Here is an 18,496-nt window from a genome sequence, read left to right as displayed (position 1 = left end):
TTCTCATTAGCCTTTCGATCTCGTCTTGCATTACCAACACCATAACTGCCCTCTTCACTCACGGAGACACCTGCGTGTTCAACCGCCCACTGCCCCTGCGCGCTGCACAACGCTGCACCTTCACCCGCACCCCCTTGGCCCAGGCCCTGTTGCTGGGCTTGAGCCTGTCCGCAGGCCCTGCGCTGCCCGTCTGGGCCGCCGCAGATTCGACGCAAAAGCCCCCCGCCGCCGCTGCCGAGCTCGATGCCATCCAGATCGAGGGCCAAGCGCCTGCGGCCGACGCCCTGCCACCGGTGTATGCCGGCGGTCAAGTGGCCTCGGGCGGGCGCGTTGGCCTGCTGGGCAACAAGGACTTCATGGAAACGCCGTTCAGCACGGTCAGCTATACCGACACCTACATCGCTGACCTGCAGGCGCGCGACATCACTGAAGTGATCGCCGCCACCGACCCGACGGTGTTCAGCAACGGCATCACCGGCACCTACAGCGAAAACTATTCGATTCGCGGCTTCGCCTCGAACATCAACGACGTGTCCATCGGCGGGCTGTTCGGCGTGGCGCCGTATTACCGCACCTCGCCTGAAATGTACGAGCGCATCGAAGTGATCAAGGGGCCCACGGCGCTGCTCAACGGCATGCCGCCCACCGGCTCGGTGGGCGGCTTGATCAACCTGGTACCCAAGCGTGCGGGTGCCGAACCGGTGACCCGGCTGACGGGCACCTACCAGTCCGACAGCGTGTTCGGCGGCCACCTTGACGTTGGCCGGCGCTTTGGCAGCGAGCAGCAGTTCGGTGTGCGGTTCAACAGCATGCACCGCGAGGGCGACACCGCCACCGACCATCAGCGCGTGCGCAACGACCTCGATGCCCTGGCGCTGGACTGGCGCGGCGAGCGCGCGCGACTGTCGCTGGACCTGTACCAGGCCGACGACGTGATCCGCGGGCAGAACCGTGGCGTCAGCCTGGCGCCAGGCGTGGCGGTGCCCAGGCCACCCAAGGCCGGCACGCTGCTCAACCCCGACTGGGGCTATGTCGACACCCAGGACAAGGGCGGCATTCTGCGCGGCGAGTACAACCTCAACGATCAGCTCACGGCCTACGCGGCCGTCGGCGCCAGCGAAACCCACTACGCCTACAACGGCACTATTCAGGCAAACGTGATCAACGATGCCGGTGACTTCCTCACGCGCATGGGCCAACTGAAGATGGACCTGGACAAACGCAGCGCCGATGTCGGCGTGCGCGGCCATTTCGATACCTTTGGCGTCAGCCACCAATGGTCGCTCAACGCCACCCGCTATCAGGACAAACAAAAGGACTTTGGCCGCCGCAGCGTGCCGGGTTACGAATGGACCACCAACCTCCATCACCCGGCCTGGGGCCCTGAAGCGCCTGAACAGTGGCCCGCCGTGCAGCACGTGGAGAACCGCCTGACCAGCTACGGCGTCGCCGATACCCTCGGCGTTTTCGACGACCGCCTGCAACTGACCCTCGGCATCCGCCGCCAGCAAGTGCGCACTGACAGCTTCAGCACCAGCACCGGTGCCCGTGCCTCACGCTACGACGAGAGCGCCAACACTCCGGCCGGCGCGGTGCTGTTCAAGCTCACCGACCAGGTGTCGCTGTACGCCAACTACATCGAAGGCCTGAGCAAGGGCGGCACCGCGCCGTTCACCGCTGCCAACGCCGGTGAGGTGTTCGCGCCCTACAAGTCCAAGCAGAAGGAAGTGGGCGTCAAGCTCGACCTGGGCAGCTTCAGCCATACCCTGAGCCTGTACCAGATCGAGCGGCCGAACAGCTACACCGACCCGGTCAGCAATGTCTATTCGCTCGGCGGCGAGCAGCGTAACCGCGGCGTGGAATGGAGCTTCTTCGGTGCCCCGCTGGACGATGTGCGCCTGATGGGCGGGATCGCCTACGTGCAGCCGAAGTTGCTGGAAACCGATAACACCGATACCAAAGGCAAGAACGCCACTGGCATTCCCAAGCTGCAGGGCAAGCTCGGCGTGGAGTGGGACACGCCGTGGGTCGAGCGCCTGACACTCACCGCCAATGCGACCTCCATGTCCAAGCAGTACCTGAGCGCTGACAACTCGCTGTCGATTCCCGGCCACACGATCTATGACGTCGGCGCACGCTACGCCCTGGACGTGGCCAGGCGTCCGGTGACCCTTCGCGGCACGGTCAACAACGTGACCAACAAGGCCTATTGGGGTACACCGCTGCTGTCCAGCCTGGGCTTGGGTGAGCCGAGGACCGTGCAGCTGTCGGCGTCGGTGGATTTCTAAGGACGGTGTAGCGGCTGGGCGGCGGTCTGTGATGTTCGAGCGGAGCGGCTGTCCGGCCGCCTGAGCATTTTGCATCGGTGTGAACCGCAGGCTCAGCGCTCTGTGGATGGCGGAACGCTCTACACCGCCAGCACCAGCCGTCGCCCGTGTACCGGCCCTGCCCAGCAGGCCGGTGCACTTTGCTATTATCGGCATCTTTCGAGCACGTGCCATTGGGTGCGTGCTTTCCCTGTCGATGCCGAGTGCCCGTCCATGAACCGCCGCAAGAAAATCAACCAATTGCTCAAGGCCAACGCCAAGAAAGCCAGCGCCAAACTGGCGCCGCGCAGCAGCAAGCCGAAGTATGTCAGCAAGGCGGATCGGGCCAAGCTTGATGCTGAACCGGAGGCGTTGTAAGCGCGGCGGGCGGGTCGGCATCGGTTTTTCCAGGCATAGGCGTTCGCGGTACGAGCGGCCGGTCCGACACGGCCGGTCGCCGCGATGGCCGGCGCAGCCGGGGGCCATCAGCAGCAACCTAGCGGGCAGGCCGAAGTGGTGGCAGTCGGCTGAACCGGGCGTAAACGAATCAAACTTTTTCCGCCGTCGGGGTTCTTCTGGAAAGATAACTGATGCTTGAAGGAGCACCCGATGAAACCGACTGATTCGAACCCGGCTGACAAAGTCCCCCGTCCGATTTCCTCCGAGCAGGCGCAAAAAGGCGAAGGCTCGCCTGACCCGGTTCTGGAACAAGGCGATCCGCGTACCAAAGTGATCGACAAGGTCATCACCCCGACGTCGGTGAAAGAACTCGAAGAACAGACCCGCGAGATCAATGAGCGCCTGTCTGAAGTCGAGCAGAAAACGCCGCGCTGATGCGCACTGCTGTTGTGTTGATGCAGGGGGCTGCGCAGCAGTCCCAAGCGAGCCCGATGGGCTTTGAATGAACAGCGTTGGGCGTGGATACCGTTCTGCTGTGCGAACGCACGCTGTGTTGGCTATCGCGTGCCAATGCACAATCGCTGAGCGACCTCAGATTCCTCCCCCCGCCTGCCCCTCGGACATTTCTGCCTGACGCCGTCGATCCGTTACCCTTGGCGCTCACCATTCAAGGGCACGTCATGTTCGATTGGGAAGATTTGCGTTATTTCTCGGCCTTCGTCAGCGCCGGCTCACTGTCTGGCGCAGCCAAAACCCTGGCCGTCGACCATGCCACCGTTGCCCGGCGGATCGCCGCACTGGAGGCAGCCCTCAACCTCAAGCTGGTCGATCGTCGCGCGCGCGCCTACCTGGTGACCGAGCACGGCCTGCAAGTCGCTGCCTATGCCCAGCAGATGCAAGGCGCGTCCTTCGCGCTGGAGCATTTTGCCAGCGCCGGCCAGGGGCAAATCGAAGGCCAGGTGGTGCTCAGCGCCCCACCCGCTTTGCTCGGCAGCTTGATCGCGAGGCGCTGCGGCGAACTGTTCGCGCGCTACCCGGCGCTGCAGCTCAAGCTGGTGGGCAGCAAGTCGCGCGCGTCTCTGGCGCGGCGCGAAGCCGACATTGCCATCAGCCTCACCCGCCCGACCGAGCCCACCCTGGTGGCGCAGTTGCTCGGCCATCTCCAGTATCGCCTCTATGCCTCGCCTGACTACCTGCGGCGCAATCCGCCTGCGACCTACATCGGCTACGACGCCTCCCAGGCCAAATCCCCGCAACAACGTTGGCTGCAGCAGCAGGCCGAAGGCGGCCCGTTCGTGCTGCACAGCAATGACCTGCGCATCCAGGCTGAGGCGGCCGCAGGGGGTGCCGGCATCGTCTGCCTGCCCGCCTTCATGGCCGAAGAACACCAGTTGCAACCCGTGCGCCGCGACGGTGGTTCGATGAGTATCGAGATCTGGCTGGCGGTACATGAAGACGCGCGCGACACGCCACGGATCAAAGCGGTGATCGGGTTTATCCAGTCCTGCCTGCAGCCGCTGTTGCGCTTGTGAATTTCTGCACATCACACCTGCGGCTACAAGGAATTTCCTTGAAGCCGCCTGAGCGCTACCGTAGGCAGCACGTGTTCAACGCCCACCTTGGTAGGCCCGCCCAGGCGGCACCACCATGGTGGCCCCCCTTGCACCACAGGAGACTCCCATGCAATACGTGAAACTCGGCAACACCGGTCTGGACATCTCACGGCTGTGCCTGGGCTGCATGACCTTCGGCGAGCCCGACGCCGGCACCCATCCCTGGACCCTGGGTGAAGCCGACAGCGGCCCGATCATCCGCCGCGCCGTCGATCAAGGGATCAACTTCTTCGATACCGCCAACAGCTACTCGGCTGGCACCTCCGAAGAAATCCTCGGCAAATGGCTCAAGGCCTACACCCGCCGCGACGAAACCGTGATCGCTACCAAGGTCTTCTACCCGGCCAATATGTGGCAGGGCGACGCTCGGCCCAACGAAAAAGGCTTGTCGCGCAAGGCCATCCTCTCGGGCATCGATGCCAGCCTGCGGCGCCTGGGCACCGATTATGTCGACCTCTACCAGATCCATCGCTGGGACTACGACACCCCCATCGAAGAAACCATGGAAGCCCTGCACGACGTGGTCAAAGCCGGCAAGGCGCGCTACATCGGCGCCTCATCGATGTTCGCCTGGCAGTTCGCCAAGGCCCAGCAGGTGGCTGCGGCCAATGGCTGGAGCCGCTTCGTGTCGATGCAAAACTACTTGAACCTGCTCTACCGCGAAGAAGAACGCGAGATGATCCCGCTGTGCCGAGACCAAGGCATTGGCCTGATGCCCTGGAGCCCACTGGCACGCGGCCGCCTGACCCGCCCGCAGGGCCAGCAGACGGCGCGGATTCAGAGCGATGAATCGGGCGCTTCGTTCTTTGCAGGCACTGAGGTCGAGGACGGCAAGGTCATCGATGTGGTCGAGCAGGTGGCGCAGGCGCGCGGCGTGCCAATGGCACAGGTGGCGCTGGCCTGGGTGCTGAACACCCGTGGGGTGTCGGCGCCGATTGTCGGGGCGTCGAAACCAGAGCAGCTGGACGATGCGATTGCAGCGCTGGAATTGACGTTGACACGCGATGAGATTGCCCGTCTGGAAGCGCCCTACGTGCCGCACAAGGTCACGGGGTTCAAGTAATCGCAACGGGGCGCGGATCATTTCGCGCCCCGTTGTTTCAGCGGTTTTTCCCGAGCGCTGCCAGGACAACGCCGTTCATTTCATCAGCGCACTGCGCACCGTCAACGAAGACTGCTGCGGGTGTTGCCGCAGGAAGTACTTGATTGCCTGTTGCTGGCGATCCACCACGCAGACATTGACATCCGGACTCGTCACCTCGCACGTGCCCAGTGCCAGCAGCCCGCAGTACTTCACCCCATACACGGCCGTGGGCTGGGCCAGGTCGGAACAGCCGTAGACCATTTCGCCCACATAGTTGATCTGGCCTTTTTTGACGGTGAACTGCAGGGCATGGGAATAAGGCCCCATGGTGCCGCGACGATGCCCCAGTTGAGTGACTTCATAGTCACCTGCCGGAAGCCACGCGGCGTAGTCATCCTTAGGGCCCCAACCACGCACGTCTCCCGTGGCTTTGTTGCGAAACTCCAGAAACGTGCCGTACGGCCCGCCATCGGACAGTGAACCGACCACCAACCCCGCGTTGTTCTGGTTATAGAGAGGCGAATCCACGGCCATTTCGGCGGGCAATGAAGCACAACCCGTCAACAAGCCGATTGCAACCAATGCAGTGATGCGCAACATGCCGAGCATTCCTGTGTTCCGAGAAAAGTAAAAGCACAACAGCACCTTGGCGGTGCTGGATAACCACTGCCGTGGTCAGCACCCTGGCGCTCCCGTTTCGAGAGTGCAGCCCGGAAGATACCCCAGCAGGTTGCAGCTTTCCCAGCAGCGCGCAGTGGGCCTCTGCGCTCAAGCGGTGCTGGCGCGGGTGAAGTGATGAGAAGGACCCGTGCAGGTCCGCACACCTGTCATTTCCCCAGCGGGGGCGCGCGCGCTATTGACAGCCTTTGGGCCGATTACCCGCCCCGGCGTGCAGGTGCTGCACACCGCTCTACTCAGCGCCATGCCTGCCGACAGCGTTACACCCACCGCGCTCGCACTTCTGGCTGCGATTGCAACGATCTGCGAGTGCAATTTCGCGAACAGCCAGCGCATTGCAGTGTCCCATGACCCGTTAACGATCACTCCAGTGCCTGAAAGCGGCGGACCCGAGCCAGTGTCCGCTTCTGACCGCTTAGGCCGTACGCCCAGTCAAGGAAGCTACCTCAGCATGTTCACCCCTTCGCAATGGCGCGCATTCGGCGCCGCCGGTCTTGTTGCCACGACGCTGGTCGGTTGCGGTTTCCACGGAACCTACCCGGATGCGACCGAACCCGATGCCGCGAAACTTCGCCTGATCAGCAACATTTCCAACACGCTATTGGATGTTTTCGATACTGAGCACTGTGAAGGCCGTTCTTTAGGCATGCTCAACAACATGCTTGCGCCCAATTCCAGACGCCGCGCCGACATGCGTGTGCCTGCACCCGATGATGCCAAGGCGTATGTCGAGGTGCGCCTGCAACCGGGCCATGAAGTACTGACGCGCGCCAATGCGGTGGGGGCCGCCAGTGCCTGTACGATCAACTTCACGTTTACACCGCAAAGCGGTGCAGAGTACGAGGCCAACTTCCAGACGTCCCAGCGCGGTTGCCGTCTCGAGTTGAGCCGGCTCAGCACAGTCGAGGGGCGCGTATTGCGTACACCCCTTGTGGTGGCGAACAAAGGGCTACCGAGTTGCGCCGGCAGCAATCCTTATTTCAAGGCTACTGCACCTCAAGCGCCCGCGCAGTCTGCCGAACGCTCAGCGTTGATTGCGCAGATCATAGACACCAGCCTGACTGCGCAGATGAAACCGGATGCCAGCGATGCCCTGGCGGGTCATCAGGCCGTGGCCAAACGCAGTGTCGAAGAACGCAAACAGCGCATCGGTTTTGCGCTGCCCGAGCACTATTGGGCCGAATACCTGCGCAACCTCGAGGCATTTGCCAACGATACGATCGCCATCAAGCCTCGCTTGCTGAAGCAGTACACCGAGCACTACCGTAATCAGCTGGCACTGTTCGATACCCCAGCGCTCGAACAACTGGTACCCGACAGCCCTACGGCCAATCGCAGCAGCATCGCGTCGAACAACAGTGCCATGCTCGAGTTCTACCACCAGCAGCGCGATGCCTTGGTCAGGGAAACCATGAGCGCGCATCAGGCGCGTATGGCGGATCTGGATCGTCGGTTCGACGTGTGTGAACGTTTCGCCGGCTGTTGGCGGAACTGATCAGGGGTTGCCGTTTGGCGTCTTGGGCGTCACCCCAGCGGCGCCTTGGCGCCCAGGCGCCTGACGCCGGCGGTTGGTTGGCTCGAACCAGGTGCTGAGACGGCCAATGTTTAGCGCCCTGCCCTGCCCTGCGTGGCAACCACCCTCGCGCCGGTGGCTGCCCCGCACACGTTGCCGGTACTGGCAGGCGCCCAGTGCTCATGAGCCGCTAGCAACGTGTCAACCCGAACAGGCGCCTGCGCGGCCCACCGTGCAGTGCCTTCAACCCAGCGCGGCAACCACCACTGCACTGGCCTGGGCCACTGCGGCATCACGCCAGGGCGATTTCGCGTCGGTGCCGCGCGTGTACACCGCCAGCACCCAGGGTGCGCGGCCCGGCGGCCAGAGCACGGCCACATCGTTGGCCACGCCGTAATCGCCCGAGCCGGTCTTGTCACCCACCTGCCACGCGTCCGGCACGCCGGCGCGAATGCGTTTGGCGCCGGTGGTATTGCCCTTGAGCCACGTGTGCAGCTGCTGCTGCGCAGGCCGCTCGAGACCGTCGTCCAGCGCCAGGCGGCGGATGCTCATGGCCATGGCCTGCGGTGTGCTGGTGTCACGCGGGTCGTTGGGCAGCGCGGTGTTCAGGCTGGGCTCGTTGCGATCGAGACGGAACACCGAATCGCCCTGGCGGCGGGCGAAGGCCGTGAGTTCGCTGGGGCCGCCGAGCAGGTCGAGCAAGAGGTTGGCAGCGGTGTTGTCGCTGTATTGCAGGGCCGCGGCGCACAGATCGGCGACGCTCATGCCGCTGTCAATGTGCCGTTCGGTCACCGGCGAGTACACCACCAGCGCGGTGGCGTCATAGTCGATGTGCCGGGCCAGCAGGCCAGGCTCGCCCTGGCTGCGCTGCAGCACGGCGCCGGCCAGCATCACCTTGAACGTGCTGCAGAGCGCAAAGCGCTGCTCGGCGCGGTAGGCCAGATGGCGGCCGCTGCCGGTGTCCAGCCCATACACGCCGAGGGTGATGCCATGGGTTCGCTCGATTTTCTTAAGTTCAGACACAGCGGAGTTGACCGCCCAGGCCGGCAAAGCCAGCAGGGCCGAACCGGCCAGCGCGCCTTGAAGCACGTCGCGCCGGGTAAGTGACAGGGGCATGGCAAACCTTCCACGGAAAGACAGAGGGTGATAGAGGCTAGAGGGTTTTGCTGCACAAACCAAGAATGTGCGAGTCGCGTGCTGCCGGCCGCTCCTCCCAGTTTGCGCAGCACCTGAAATTCACACGGTCGCGCCTACCCGACCGCACAGGTGTCATAGATCACGCTATTTTTTGGTACGAGCGGCCGGTCCGGCGCTCCGGATTGCCGCGATGGGCGGCATCGCCGACCAGGCAAAAACTGCGACGTATCGACTTCGCGGGCACCGCCCGTTCAGGGCTGTCAATCAGCGTCAGCTGCCAGACACCGGGCTGTCAGAAACAGGGCGCGAGCGTCAGCCACGAAGGCTATGCCGCGGCCCCATGCGCTCAACTGAACGGCTTCGAGCTTCAATCCTTCTTTTTCTTCTTGAGCTTCTTCATGCGCGCGGCCGCGTTCTCCACCGTGGCCTTTTTTTCAGACCGCTTCATGCCGCGCCAGCCGCGAATTTCTTCCTTGCTGCGGCCGCAGCCCACGCACACTTCATGCTTCAGCTGGCAGCGCGATACGCAGGGGTTTTCGATCTCTTTGGCCATTGCACGGTTCCAGATGAGTAGAAAGGCGGCGCGCAGTGCGCTGGTCGAGGCCATCGATGCCATGGCAGCACGAGGCGGGCAAGGTTTGGACATCCAAGGCCCGCAGTTGATCGCACCGATCATTGCGGCATGCAGGCCTACAACGGTTGTGCTTGGCGGGGCGAGTGCGAGCCCGCCAACCGCTATACACTGGCGCCACTTCATCAAGAGGCCCTCGCCATGTCGCTGCGTGCTCTGCGAACGCTCCTCGCCATCGCTCAACACGGCTCTTTCGTGCGTGCCGCCGAGGCCGTGCACCTCACCCAGTCGGCCGTGAGCCTGCAGGTGAAATCGCTGGAAGATGACTTCAACACCCGGCTGTTCGATCGCACCCGGCGTGTGCCAATGCTGACCGATGCGGGGCATGTAGCGGTCGAGCGCGCGCGGGAAATCATCGCCCTGTACGACGGCATCGCCGCCGAGATTGGGGGCGACAGCGAGCTGCGCGGGCGCCTCAAGATCGGCGCGATCCACACCGCGCTCGCGGGTTGCCTGCCGGCGGCCTTGGCTGCACTGGGCGCCGAACACCCGCACCTGCGCCTCACCATCGCCTCGGGCATGTCGGCGGAACTGGCCGCACGCGTTGAGACGGGCGAGCTGGACGTGGCCATCACCACCGAGCTGGTCAAGCCCCATCCGTATGGCCTGGTGAGCACTACCTTGTACGAGGAAGGTTTCTGGATCGTGGCGCCGCAGGCCTGCGCCGGCCAGGACCTGCACGCGCTGCTGCCGCAGCAACCGTTCATACGCTTTGACCGCCGCGCCTGGGCCGGGCGCACCATTGAACGTGAACTGCGCCGGATGCGTCTGCGGGTGCAGACCAGCATGGAGCTCGACAGCCAGGAAGCCATCATTCAGATGGTTGCCGGTGGCCTGGGCATGTCGGTCATTCCTCTGGCAACGGCGCAGGTACAGCGGCTGACTGCGCTGGTCTGCGCGCCCTTCGGTACGCCGCAAACCACGCGCCGCGTGGTGCTGCTGGAACGCGAGGATCGAGCGTTGGGCAGACTCGCCGCAGCACTGGCCCACGCAGTGAGCGCGCATGCACCGGCAGGGTGATCCATGAGAATTACTCGTTGGTTGCAGGTTTTTTAATCGTTTTTATTTCAGCGACAAGCTTTCTATCGTAGTGCCTTCCACTACCTTGAAGGCAGCACCATGAACCGAATAAATCCCCAGCCCTGCCCAACGGCGCCCAGCCATGACCGTTGAGCTGCTGGTCGCCCTGGCGCCGATTGCCCTGCTGATTATGTTCGGTGCCTGGCTCAAGCATCGGCAGTTGCTCGCAGATAGCTTCTGGGCGCAGGCCGAGCGCCTCAGCTATTACGTGCTGCTGCCGTCGCTGCTTTTCCATGGCCTGGCCACGGCCAGGCTCGACGGTTTGCCGGTGTTAGAAATGATTGCCGCCTTGGTGCTGTCGACCGCTGTGGTGGCGTTGCTGCTGGTAGTTTCACGCAGGTTTATCGACAGCGACGGCGCGGCGTTCACCTCGGTGTTCCAAGGCGGCGTGCGCTTCAACAACTATGTAGGGGTTTCAGCCGCGGCCGGGCTGTTCGGGGCACAAGGCATCGCGCTGGCAGCGGTCGCCAATGCCGCCATCGTGCCGACCGTGAACATCCTCTGCGTGCTGGTGTTCGCTCGTTATGGGGCTGCCGGAAAGATGCCCGCTGGCAAGGTGATGAAGCATCTGGCGCTGAACCCGCTGGTGCTCGCGTGCTTCGGCGGCATCGCCGTGCAGTTCACCGGCCTGGGGCTGCCGGTGGTCATCGAACCAGTACTCAAGGCTTTGGGGCAGGCGTCGCTGCCGCTGGGGCTGCTGTGTGTGGGCGCTGCGCTGGAGCTGGGCAGCGTACGGCGTTGGGTGCGGCCCATGGCGAAGGCTTCAGGAGTGAAATTCCTGGTGATGCCGCTGGTCACCGTGGGGGCGTGTCACCTGTTTGGGTTGAGCGGCAAGGCGGCCATCGCCGCGCTGCTGTTCCAATCGCTGCCGACGGCGTCGTCTTCCTACATCATGGCGCGCCAGCTGGGCGGCGACGCCCCGCTGATGGCCGGAATCATTGCTTGCCAGACGTTGATCGCCGCAGTGGCGTTGCCGCTGAGTGTGATCGTGTTGAGCCCCTGGGTTTGAGTAACGCCTTGGCCGGTGCTTTCAGCTTGCCGAGGGCTGCGACACTTCCATTTCGTCCATGATTGCCTTGGCGAACGCGCTCAGGTAGCCGGCTGCGCCGAGTAGCTTGTGGTCATCTTCGAGGTCACCCTGTTCGACGAGATGGTTGATGAAGCCCAGGAGGATGGAAACGTGTTCCAACGTTTCGGCAGTTGGGGCGCGGGTCGTGATCCGGAAAAGGCTAGATCTGGTGCGGGAAGCAACGCACGCAGTACCAGACTCTGTATCAGCCTTCATGGCAACACCCAGCACCGGGGTCGCGCAACTTCAGTTCGCCGATGCTCAATGTACTGATGAAACGAAGAGATAGCGGGTGGATCTGGTAGGGGCTTTTTCGTGTGGATTACCTGAATGCAGAAATAGGCTGCACCTTTCGTTTCCACACGTTGGGTGGCAGCTGGACGCGGGGTGGAAAACCGAGCGTATTCAGGAGACTCGGCAGGCACAAGGCCTCCCACGTACAGCCGCCATTGACGACAACTTCTGAATACTTGCGCGGGTTTCCACACCCGGCCGCTGAGCGTTTCAGCGACCGGGAAAGCCTAGAGGGCAAGGATTCCCAGGGCAATCAGACGGGAGTCGGCAGGCTGCGTAGGGTATTTCTCAGGATCGACGATGCACAGGGAATTCTTGTAGGAATACGCCTAAGTAAGTGTAGGAGTTATTTCGCTCATCAAGTCTATTGCACTCACCCTGCTGAGGTTTGGCAAGTGGCCAGTTTCAACATTGTTGGTGCTAGCGTTTTGGCGAAATCACGCCCTCCTCCACCATTTTGCAACTGTGCAACTTGTTGCGCAACCATTTACAAGAAACCTTGTGGATAGTTCGCCACAGGCCTTGTATTCATTGGCGTCCAGCCGAGTGCGCAAGAACTTGCACAGCACTGCGCAAGTTCTTGCGCACTTTTAACGAGTTTTCGCGATAAATGCCCGGTAATTAATCCTGCAAAAATCGTATATCCATGATTTATATAATAAATATGTAAGCTGGCATGATGCTTGATAAGCAAGTTTACTCACCGGCAATTTCCTCACCGGGTCACGCTTACTTATCAACAGGAAACATCACCATGGCGACTCACGCGTATAGGTCGATTATCCCCACATCGAGCGGCAGCACCGAGCAGTCCTGTATCGCTGAAGGGCCGCAGGTCACCGGTACCCCGTGTTCAACGAAGTGGCGCGCGGGTCAGCATTGGTAGCCGCACACGACACGATATCCCCACACGTCCCCGACCAGCAGGCCTAGTGCCAGATGTTTCAACAGCCAATGCTCAACTCCGCACAACGCCTGGATGCCCCGTTGCCGGAGCTGCGCTGCCTTCGTCTGCTGATTCAACACGAGCCCTTCGCATGACCACTGAAGCACTTAAGAAAATCCGCAATCTAGCCGCCGCCGACCACGCCGCAAAAACCCAGTTCGGCAGCGAAGCGTTGTCGAGCCCGATCGCCACCTGCCCCGCACGCCAACCGGACATCTTCGTGGTGCCGAGCCGCTACGCGATGGCAGAACAAGGCGCCGAACACGCCGACTTTGCACCGCCCTGCCCGACTCGAAGTCATCCGATGGCGCTGCGCCGTTTGCGCGCAGGCTATGTGTATCTGTGGCATGCCGAAGGGCCGCTGCAACGCTACGCGGTGGCGGAGGATGGTCTGTTGCTCGAGCAACCTGTCAAGCAACCCCACGCAGTGCTTACCAGGGGTGAACTGGCCGGCATCGCGCTGAAAAAGAACACCGACGCCTGGATGCTGTACAGCGAAAGACCCTTGAGCGAAGACGCTTGCGAGCGTCTGAAAAAGGATGGCCAACGGCGTCTGCGCATGCGTCACGTCGGCTTGACTGAAATTGCCAAGACCCTCTGCGCCAAGCACTGCCCGCCCCTCAGTGAAGCGCCGGAGTTGGTCGCCGAGCTGATGCCCAGCGTGCGCGACCGAGCCTTGGCCCATGACTATCAAGAGAATGGTGCGAGTTACCGTGAAGGCATCAACGCCTTGGGTAAGGTCGCGCACGCCTCGCCTACACCGGACAACATCAATGCCTACATCGCCAGCACCCAATGGCTGGACGAGTTTCAAAGCGCGGCTGAAAGACAACCTCCGGGCAAACCGGTAGAAGCGCCTGGCACCTGGAGTGCAACCCCCTGGGCGCTGAAACCTGCCCAAGCCTGGCTCGACACCGCCCATCAACAATCGGGGCCGCTGTATGCAGTGTTTGCTGCGCTTGATGATGATTTGGGCGTGTTGCAAGACATTAACCATGAGCAAGAATCGGTGGAAGTGGAGCATGAACAGTGGGTCGCCGATAACAATCTGCGTCTGAGCGTCGGAGGATTCATTCGCAGCTTGATCACCGAGGACTGGGCCGAACTCGCGAGCGCACTCAGCTACCGCTACAAGGACCGCAACATCACCTTTACCCCTGATCAGGGCCGAATCATCCTTGATGCACAGCATCAGCTGGATGATGAGCTCAGGGCTGAAACCAGAGCCCGCCAGTACGGCGGACGGCCTGGCCACGCTGAAGCCGCTGTGCGTGATGCGCGTATTGCCAGAATCCTTGCGCCAGTGCGGGCCTTCATTCCGGCAGATTTATACAGTGAAGCCGAGTGCCTGGTACGTGAATACCGTGCGGAAAAACAAGCCAACCTCGACAACAAGTTTTTAAGTGCCAAGGTGGATGAATACATCGATCTCGAAGCGATGAATACCTGGCTGGAAACAACAGCGCCCCTGCACTTTGAGCAAATAGAACAACGCCATCAAACGCTGTTTACTGACCGCGAGGCCTACCTCAAGCGTTCAAGCAACGGCACCTGGTTTGTCGATTACAACGACCTGGACACCCGCCACTGGCTGACCGAGATGGCCACCGGGTGCCTGACCGCCCAGTGCATTCGTACCCAAGGCGCCGAGCAATACGCCGACTATGTACGGGCAGCAGATGGCGGCGCACTGACACACCTGTTCCGCGCCTGGACACCCTCGATTGATGCCGGCATCAACACCACCACGCGCCTGGGCGAGTTGATGGCAGCGCTAGCGTCGGAAAATATCGCCGCAACCCAGCAGGCGCTTGCGCCACTGACCGCCCCGATTCTGGATGACCTGGCGAGCATGGCCCGAGATGCCGATAACCTCTGGAGCATTCTGGTCAACCGGCTGGCGGCTAGCTTGTTGTTGCTCAAAGGCGACAAGACCTTCAGCAGTTCCTGGTTTGGCGTGTTCATTACCGCTCGCTTGGGCAGCGATGCGCGTTTACAGGCAGTTACAGAGAGTGGTCGACAGGTTTGGAAGTTGCTGGGGCAAAAAGCCGAAGGGATCAGTCACTGGGCTAGTGCTACCGGGAAAGCGATCGGGGCTGGGCATGTGGCAGGTATCTTGAACTCCCCTGCTGTGGTCAACAGCGGGGGTGTTGTACCACTGGCGGCGTTGTTGCTGAATACGTTGAATGCGAGCAACTATTCAGAGCAGGCTGCGGCAGTGGAGAGGATGGACGAGCAGCGAGTCATGGATGCGGCTTCAGCTTCTTTGTATGCCGCTGCTGCGTTGGTGGCCGTGGTGGATGTTCAGGTGCGAAAAGGGCGTGGAATTGAAACCCTTATCTACACAGAGCGTGATGGGCGAATTATTAAAGCACCAACACTTACCTTGTTTGGAGCGGTTATCGGTGCGCTCTCAGGTGGCGCAGCGCTCGCGGAATTTAAATCTCTGCAAATACAGCTTGAAGCATCACAAACGCACACTGATCCGTGGCTGTCGATGCGCAAGACGGTAGTAACTGCTCAAATCGCCGCCTATGGCGCCCATGCGCTAATGGGCTTCAGTCTGACGGTAAGAGTTCTGGCCAGCCGAATAACAGTCCAAACTGCCATCATGTTTTATACACTATGGGCGGGGCCATTGAACTGGATAATTGCGATATTGGGCGTGCTGTACCTCATCACCTGGTATTTTCAACAGACCCCGATGCAAAATTTTCTTAACTTCTGCTGCTGGTCAAAGGCGCGGGCTGGAAATCTCGGCCCTATCGCAGCCACTGCCCAGGAACGGGAACTCGACGCGCTGTACCGCATTTTGTACACACCGCGAGTCAGCATGGTAAGCAGTTCGGTAACTGTCGGTTCCGCCGGTCCTTCTGGAGTGGCCTTTGAGAGCGCCATCAATGCCCTGACCATTGATTTGCCAGGCGCCGAACCTAGCAGTGTTTACCTCCAACTGAGCATGGCCGGCGATCCAATCGACACTCAGGCGTCTCGAGACCTGATCAAAAACAGCCCGCACTCCGACTATAAGCCACCGCGCCCATGGCGCGATCTAGCGCCTTATTGGCTGAAAACAAGCGCCTGCTCTTGGATCCCGTTCCAAGAAGGTCAAGGCTTGCGCCTGAGTGGCGCCTTCAAGCCCTTGGCGAACGTGTTCAATACCACGCCGAGTACGCTGTTCCTGCGATTACGCTATCGCACGCCACTGATTGCAATGTTGGGCGGCGATAATTTTGTGGGCGGAGCACGTGGGGTGGCCTTTACCCTAAATGATAACGCCGGGGTAATTCAACTGCGGGACGATCCCACACCTGAACTGGATCGTGTGAAAATTTATCCGCTCGGCAATGGGCAGCCAGGCTCAATCTACCTGCAACTCAAGGAGAAGAAATGAGTACGCCATCTGCAGGTACCACAGTAAAACGGCTGTTTTCAAGCAATGATTATTTAGCACCACTGCCTATCCCAACCGGGCAAAAGCCGTCTGATGTACTAAACACCGTCTGGCGCAAGAACGAGGTATTTATCGACATTGGGAACTACAGCATTGGCTCGGCCGTGATGGTGCTTTGGCCGACGACCATGCTGTTGTTTGGACTAGCTTACGCATTCAATGACATTGAGTGGTGGATATTCGCAGCCTCCATTACCGGCATCCCCATCCTCATTATAATCCAGAGCTTATTCCAAAAAGCGCCCCCCCCAGTACGCTTCAATCGACAACGCCGTGAAGTGTGTGTGCCGCGCGAGAATGGTGAATACTGGATTGTGCCTTGGGAAAGCGTCACTGCAGCAACCACACAACACTCGTCGGTGAACCAAGCGGGTAAAATGACCACAGGACTGTTATTCATAGGTTTTGAGAACCCAGACCCGCAGGCCAAAGAAGATGACAAACATTTTTCACTCGGTTTCTACTGCGGCGGTGGCACCACGGCCATGGCGCTCTGGGAATGCATGCGCAGCTTTATGGAGATAGGGCCAGAAGCGTTACCGATCACAAATGATTATGAGAGTAGCCGGGAGACGCTGTATGGCAACAATGTATTTCTGGACGCTATTTGTGACCCCATAATCGGCATATTTCGGTATACGCGCGACTTGGAAATTGGAAAACTGATAGGGCTTATTATGGGCATCGTATTTTTGGGTGGACCACTCGCAGCCATGTTACAAATATGGAAGCTGTCACCACCCCCTGACCTGCTCTATCCTGAGATCATCGAGTGGTCCAAACCGATACCCCCCGACCAGTGGGCCAAACGTTCCCCTGAGTTAGAAGAGGCTATCGCCAAGCGTGAGGCCGAATTGGCTGCGCAGGCAGCGGATTGATGGGGCGTGATAAAGCTCAGAAGTCTAGCGCTTTGAAGCTTAAGGAAAAAGCATGACTTTTTACCCACCCCGCAGCGGCTAAAAACTGTTCCAACGATAGGGCTATCTCGCCCCGCCGGCCACACCGACGGGGCACGTGCCTGGAGATGTACTGAGCACCACATGGCGCAACAATCAATACTCTCTATTAATACCGATTTACGCAGTGTGGATACTGCTGCCAACACCATTAGGCCGGCATTGATGATCGGTGTGGTCTCCGCACAGTACCCAGGCACTTTTTTAAATACCACCTTGGAACGATTAAGAAATGAGCACACCCCCTGCAGGGACTACAGTAAAACGGCTGTTTCCAAGCAATGATCATTTGGCACCACTGCCTATCCCAACCGGGCAAAAGCCGTGTGATGTACTAAATACCGTCTGGCGCAAGAACGAGGTATTTATCGACATTGGGAACTACAGTATTGGCTCGGCCGTGATGGTGCTTTGGCCGACGACCATGCTGTTGTTTGGACTAGCTTACGCATTCAATGACATTGAGTGGTGGATATTCGCAGCCTCCATTACCGGCATCCCCATCCTCATTATAATCCAGAGCTTATTCCAAAAAGCGCCCCCCCCAGTACGCTTCAATCGACAACGCCGTGAAGTGTGTGTGCCGCGCGAGAATGGTGAATACTGGATTGTGCCTTGGGAAAGCGTCACTGCAGCAACCACACAACACTCGTCGGTGAACCAAGCGGGTAAAATGACCACAGGACTGTTATTCATAGGTTTTGAGAACCCAGACCCGCAGGCCAAAGAAGATGACAAACATTTTTCACTCGGTTTCTACTGCGGCGGTGGCACCACGGCCATGGCGCTCTGGGAATGCATGCGCAGCTTTATGGAGATAGGGCCAGAAGCGTTACCGATCACAAATGATTATGAGAGTAGCCGGGAGACGCTGTATGGCAACAATGTATTTCTGGACGCTATTTGTGACCCCATAATCGGCATATTTCGGTATACGCGCGACTTGGAAATTGGAAAACTGATAGGGCTTATTATGGGCATCGTATTTTTGGGTGGACCACTCGCAGCCATGTTACAAATATGGAAGCTGTCACCACCCCCTGACCTGCTCTATCCTGAGATCATCGAGTGGTCCAAACCGATACCCCCCGACCAGTGGGCCAAACGTTCCCCTGAGTTAGAAGAGGCTATCGCCAAGCGTGAGGCCGAATTGGCTGCGCAGGCAGCGGATTGATGGGGCGTGATAAAGCTCAGAAGTCTAGCGCTTTGAAGCTTAAGGAAAAAGCATGACTTTTTACCCACCCCGCAGCGGCTAAAAACTGTTCCAACGATAGGGCTATCTCGCCCCGCCGGCCACACCGCCGGGGCACGTGCCTGGAGATGTACTGAGCACCAC

General features: G+C 60.3%; 15 protein-coding genes. 11 read left to right on the top strand and 4 right to left on the bottom strand.

Annotation, left to right across the window (positions count from 1 at the left end):
• Positions 1 to 74 precede the first annotated feature (74 nt).
• The 5 genes from SJI00_RS08305 (at position 75) to SJI00_RS08285 (ending at position 5,381) form a co-directional block, all read left to right on the top strand.
• The gene (locus tag SJI00_RS08305; RefSeq protein ID WP_322461248.1) at positions 75 to 2,288 is read left to right on the top strand and encodes a TonB-dependent receptor; all 2,214 of its coding nucleotides are present in this window, start codon (positions 75 to 77) and stop codon (positions 2,286 to 2,288) included.
• A 252-nt stretch (positions 2,289 to 2,540) separates the two neighbouring features.
• On the top strand, positions 2,541 to 2,684 hold the full coding sequence (locus SJI00_RS08300; protein ID WP_322461247.1) for a DUF2986 domain-containing protein: 144 nt from the start codon (positions 2,541 to 2,543) through the stop codon (positions 2,682 to 2,684).
• A 231-nt stretch (positions 2,685 to 2,915) separates the two neighbouring features.
• Positions 2,916 to 3,140, top strand: a complete 225-nt coding sequence (locus SJI00_RS08295) for a hypothetical protein (RefSeq protein ID WP_322461246.1) — start codon at positions 2,916 to 2,918, stop codon at positions 3,138 to 3,140.
• A gap of 245 nt (positions 3,141 to 3,385) precedes the next feature.
• Positions 3,386 to 4,237: a LysR family transcriptional regulator gene (locus SJI00_RS08290; RefSeq protein ID WP_322461245.1), complete on the top strand. Its 852-nt coding sequence runs from the start codon at positions 3,386 to 3,388 to the stop codon at positions 4,235 to 4,237.
• A 148-nt stretch (positions 4,238 to 4,385) separates the two neighbouring features.
• Positions 4,386 to 5,381, top strand: a complete 996-nt coding sequence (locus SJI00_RS08285) for an aldo/keto reductase (RefSeq protein ID WP_322461244.1) — start codon at positions 4,386 to 4,388, stop codon at positions 5,379 to 5,381.
• Positions 5,382 to 5,456: 75 nt separating this feature from the next.
• On the opposite strand, the gene SJI00_RS08280 is transcribed toward SJI00_RS08285, so the two are convergent.
• On the bottom strand, positions 5,457 to 6,002 hold the full coding sequence (locus tag SJI00_RS08280; protein ID WP_322461243.1) for a hypothetical protein: 546 nt from the start codon (positions 6,000 to 6,002) through the stop codon (positions 5,457 to 5,459).
• Positions 6,003 to 6,531: 529 nt separating this feature from the next.
• On the opposite strand from SJI00_RS08280, the gene SJI00_RS08275 reads away from it, so the two are divergent.
• Positions 6,532 to 7,575, top strand: coding sequence for a hypothetical protein (locus SJI00_RS08275; protein WP_322461242.1), 1,044 nt, complete (start codon positions 6,532 to 6,534; stop codon positions 7,573 to 7,575).
• 261 nt (positions 7,576 to 7,836) lie between these two features.
• Here SJI00_RS08275 and bla read toward each other — a convergent pair whose 3' ends face one another.
• Both bla and SJI00_RS08265 read right to left on the bottom strand, forming a co-directional pair.
• Positions 7,837 to 8,709: a class A beta-lactamase gene (gene bla, locus SJI00_RS08270; RefSeq protein WP_322461241.1), complete on the bottom strand. Its 873-nt coding sequence runs from the start codon at positions 8,707 to 8,709 to the stop codon at positions 7,837 to 7,839.
• Positions 8,710 to 9,097: 388 nt separating this feature from the next.
• Positions 9,098 to 9,283 (bottom strand): DUF1289 domain-containing protein, encoded by a 186-nt coding sequence (locus SJI00_RS08265; protein ID WP_322461240.1) that lies wholly within the window; start codon positions 9,281 to 9,283, stop codon positions 9,098 to 9,100.
• Between the two features lie 219 nt (positions 9,284 to 9,502).
• Here SJI00_RS08265 and SJI00_RS08260 point away from each other — a divergent pair, with 219 nt between their 5' ends.
• Positions 9,503 to 10,381 carry a LysR family transcriptional regulator gene (locus SJI00_RS08260; RefSeq protein WP_322461239.1) on the top strand — a complete coding sequence of 293 codons (879 nt, stop codon included), beginning with the start codon at positions 9,503 to 9,505 and terminating at the stop codon, positions 10,379 to 10,381.
• Between the two features lie 142 nt (positions 10,382 to 10,523).
• Positions 10,524 to 11,450, top strand: a complete 927-nt coding sequence (locus tag SJI00_RS08255) for an AEC family transporter (protein WP_322461238.1) — start codon at positions 10,524 to 10,526, stop codon at positions 11,448 to 11,450.
• A 21-nt stretch (positions 11,451 to 11,471) separates the two neighbouring features.
• Here SJI00_RS08255 and SJI00_RS08250 read toward each other — a convergent pair whose 3' ends face one another.
• On the bottom strand, positions 11,472 to 11,726 hold the full coding sequence (locus SJI00_RS08250) for a DUF3077 domain-containing protein (protein ID WP_322461237.1): 255 nt from the start codon (positions 11,724 to 11,726) through the stop codon (positions 11,472 to 11,474).
• Positions 11,727 to 12,841: 1,115 nt separating this feature from the next.
• On the opposite strand from SJI00_RS08250, the gene SJI00_RS08245 reads away from it, so the two are divergent.
• The 3 genes from SJI00_RS08245 (at position 12,842) to SJI00_RS08235 (ending at position 18,334) form a co-directional block, all read left to right on the top strand.
• Positions 12,842 to 16,144 carry a toxin VasX gene (locus tag SJI00_RS08245; RefSeq protein WP_322461236.1) on the top strand — a complete coding sequence of 1,101 codons (3,303 nt, stop codon included), beginning with the start codon at positions 12,842 to 12,844 and terminating at the stop codon, positions 16,142 to 16,144.
• Complete coding sequence (locus SJI00_RS08240; RefSeq protein WP_322461235.1) at positions 16,141 to 17,082, top strand: hypothetical protein; 942 nt, start codon at positions 16,141 to 16,143, stop codon at positions 17,080 to 17,082. The genes SJI00_RS08245 and SJI00_RS08240 overlap by 4 nt, the downstream gene beginning before the upstream one ends.
• A gap of 310 nt (positions 17,083 to 17,392) precedes the next feature.
• Positions 17,393 to 18,334 (top strand): hypothetical protein, encoded by a 942-nt coding sequence (locus tag SJI00_RS08235; RefSeq protein ID WP_322461234.1) that lies wholly within the window; start codon positions 17,393 to 17,395, stop codon positions 18,332 to 18,334.
• Positions 18,335 to 18,496 lie beyond the last annotated feature (162 nt).

This window comes from Pseudomonas gebzensis, assembly GCF_034427815.1.
Lineage (GTDB): Bacteria > Pseudomonadota > Gammaproteobacteria > Pseudomonadales > Pseudomonadaceae > Aquipseudomonas.
The sequence above is the reverse complement of the archived record's forward strand: the minus strand, read 5'-3'. Positions and strand labels throughout refer to the sequence as shown.